This is a genomic window from Rhodococcus sp. 14C212 (assembly GCF_011058195.1).
Classification (GTDB): domain Bacteria; phylum Actinomycetota; class Actinomycetes; order Mycobacteriales; family Mycobacteriaceae; genus Rhodococcus; species Rhodococcus aetherivorans.
Genome location: NZ_JAALEH010000183.1, coordinates 1 through 3,310 on the forward strand (window position 1 = coordinate 1; position 3,310 = coordinate 3,310).

1 protein-coding gene is annotated in these 3,310 nt (G+C 69.9%); it reads right to left on the reverse strand.

Translation table 11 applies throughout. From position 1 onward, the window contains the following. Window positions 1-3,310 (reverse strand): non-ribosomal peptide synthetase (locus G6038_RS30460; RefSeq protein ID WP_165042607.1); only part of this gene is annotated, 3,310 nt, incomplete at both ends.

Genomic DNA, 3,310 nt, shown 5'->3' on the forward strand with positions numbered 1-3,310 from the left:
CCCCCACCCCGCCCCGCAAACACCGGGGCCGGCAACGCCCGCCGATCCAGCTTGCCGTGTACGGTCAGTGGCAACTCGGCCAGCTGAACCAGGGCGGCTGGCACCATGTAGTCGGGCAGGCGCTCGGCGACACGGCGGCGGATGTCGTCGAGAATCCCACTCGCCTCGACGTCGCCGGTCGAGTCGCCGATCGAACTCTGTTCCCGATCGAGCACCACGTATCCGATCAGTTGCTTCGTGTCCGCGACGTGGTGGACGCCGGTGGTGGCGTCGCGGGCGATCACAGCGGCCTGGGCGACGGCCGGGTGCGAGGTGAGGACCGCCTCGATTTCTCCCGGTTCGATGCGGAACCCGCGGATCTTGACCTGTGTGTCGACGCGGCCGACGAAGTCGAGCTGCCCGTCGGCGGTCCAGGTCACGAGGTCGCCCGACCGGTACATCCTCAGCCCCGGTGCGCCGAATGGGCAGGCGACGAACCGGGACGCCGTCAGTCCCGGCCGCCCACGGTAACCGCGGCCGACGCCGGCGCCGGCGATGTACAGTTCGCCGGGCACACCGACGGGGACCGGCCGCAGACCGGCGTCGAGCACGAACACCCGCGCCCCCCGGAGGGGGACGCCGATCGGCACCGAGCTCCGGGCCGGCGGGAGGGTCGTGGGAACCGGATACATGGTCGTGGCGACCGTTGTCTCGGTCGGCCCGTAGGAGTTGACCACCAGGGTGCCGGGGTGGGCGGCGTAGAACCGCTCGACCACGCCCGCGGAGAGCACGTCCCCGCCCGCGACCACCTGGTCGACCCCGTCCCAGATCTGCGACGGGGTGACGGCCGGATCGCTGAGCAGGTGGAACATCGGCGTCACCAAGAACAGGGCGGTGACGCGATGCTCGGTGACGGTAGGTGCAAGCTTCGCGGGATCCGCCGATCCGGGCGGGGCGATAACCAGTTCGGTGCCGCCGAGCACGGCGGGCCAGATCTCGTACGTGGCGGAGTCGAACCCCGGCGAGGAGGTCAGCGCCATCCGTTCCCGCGGCCGATCCTCGGGCCAGCCGTGCAGCACGAGATTGATCAGATTGCGGTGGCAGATCGCCGCTCCCTTCGGCGTCCCCGTCGATCCGGAGGTGTAGAGCAGATACGCCAGGTTGCCGGGCCGCAGCGGAGTGTGCCGCTCCGCATCGGTAACGGGACCGTCGGTGACAGGGCCGCCCCCAGGACCGGTGCCCGTGTCGACGGGGGCACCGGTCGCATCCAGGATGAGCAGGGGCACGTCCCCGACCGGCAGGTGCGCGGCGGCGTCGGCATCGGTCAGGACCATTCGCGGAGCGGCGTCGGCGACGATGAATGCGGTTCGCTCGCTGGGGTATTTCGGGTCGATCGGCAGGTATCCACCTCCGGCCGTCAGCACCGCGAGCAAGCCGACGAGCAACGCCGGCGAGCGATCGAGCGCGACCGCAACCACGGTCTCCGGGCCCACCCCCCGGGCCATCAGCTCACGGGCCAACCGGTTCGCCCGCACCCCGAGCTGCCGATAGGTCCACCGCTCGGCACCGAACGTCAGGGCCACCTCGTCCGGTGCCGCGGCCACATGCTCGCCGAACAGCGCCGGTACGGTCGTCTCCGGAACGGGCACCGTCCCGCCGCTCCAGTCCTGCAGAATCCGCCGGTACTCGCCCGGTTCCATCAAATCGATCAGCTCGATCCGCAGCTGCGGGTTCGCGACGACGGCCTCGAGGACACGCACGAAACGGGCCGCGATCTGCTCGACGGTGCCCGGGTCGAACAGGTCGCTCGCATACTCGATGGTTCCGTATATCCCCCCGGGGACCTTCTCGGCGGTGGCGGGCTGCTCGAACAGATTGAAGGACAGGTCGAAGCGTGCGACGCCGGTCGGTGTCGGCTCCACTGTCAGATGCAGTCCGGGAAGGTCGATTTCCGGCATCGGATTGTTCTGCACCGCCAGCACCACCTGGAACAGGGGGTGGTAGGCGGTCGAGCGGTCGGGATTGAGCAACTCCACGAGGCGTTCGAACGGCGCGTCCTGATTCTCATACGCGCCCAATGCCTTTCGCCGAACCTGGTCGAGGAGCTCGACGAATCGCGGATTGCCGGACAGGTCGGCCCGTAACACCCACGAGTTGACGAAGAACCCCACCAGATCCGTGAGCGCATCGTCCATCCGGCCCGCGACGGGACTGCCCATCGAGAGATCGTCCCCGGCACCGAGCTTGTGCAGCAGCACGGCGAGCGCCGACTGCATCACCATCGACACCGTCGCTCCTCGCGACCGGGCCAGTTCGTCGATCGCCGTCCTCACCGCGGGCTCGACCGCGAACTCGACCAGCCCTCCCCGGAACGACTGGACCGGTGGGCGCGGACGATCCGTCGGCAGGCGCAGCTGCTGCGGCGCCCCCGCCAGCTCGGTCCGCCAGTACGCGAACTGGCACGCCAGCACGCTGTTCGGATCGCTCTCGTCGCCGAGCACATCGCGTTGCCACAGCGTGTAGTCGGCATACTGCACCGGCAGGGGATCCCATCCCGGCCGTGTCCCGGTCGAGCGTGCCGCGTACGCGGTCGTCATGTCCCGTACGAGGGGCATCATCGACGCGCCGTCTCCGGCGATGTGGTGGAGCACCACCACGAGCATGTGTTCGTCGGGGCGGATGCGCAGCAGGGTGGCTCGCACCGGGAGTTCCGCCGACAGGTCGAACGGATGGGCGGCGGCCGCGACCACCGCCCCGGCCACTCGGCCGGGTTCGCTGTCGAGCACCGGGAGCGACAGCGACACCTCGTCGGCCGGCAGAATCAGCTGGGACGGCTCGCCGTCGACCTCCGCGAACACGGTGCGCAGGCTTTCGTGCCGGGCGACCACGTCTCCGAACGCCGCCTCCACGGCCGCGATGTTCAGCTCACCGACGAGCCGAGCCACCAGGGGGATGTTGTACGTCGCCGACGGGCCCTCGAACCGGTGGAGGAACCACAGCCGACGCTGCGCGTACGACAGCGGGATCCGCTCAGGGCGCTCCTGCAGTACCAGCGGTGGCCGGATCACGCCTCCTTCCGCCAGTCGCGGCGCCATCTGCGCCACCGCCGGAGCGTCGAAGACCACCCGGATCGGCAGTTCCGCGCCGAGCACCGACCGGATCCGGGAGACCAACCGTGTCGCGAGGAGAGAGTGCCCGCCCAGATCGAAGAAGCTGTCGTCGATCCCGACGTCGTCGACCCCGACGCCCAGCACTTCGGCGAACAGGCCGACGAGGGTGCGTTCGAGCCCGGTGCGCGGAGCCGTGTACGCCGCACCGCCGTACACCGGAG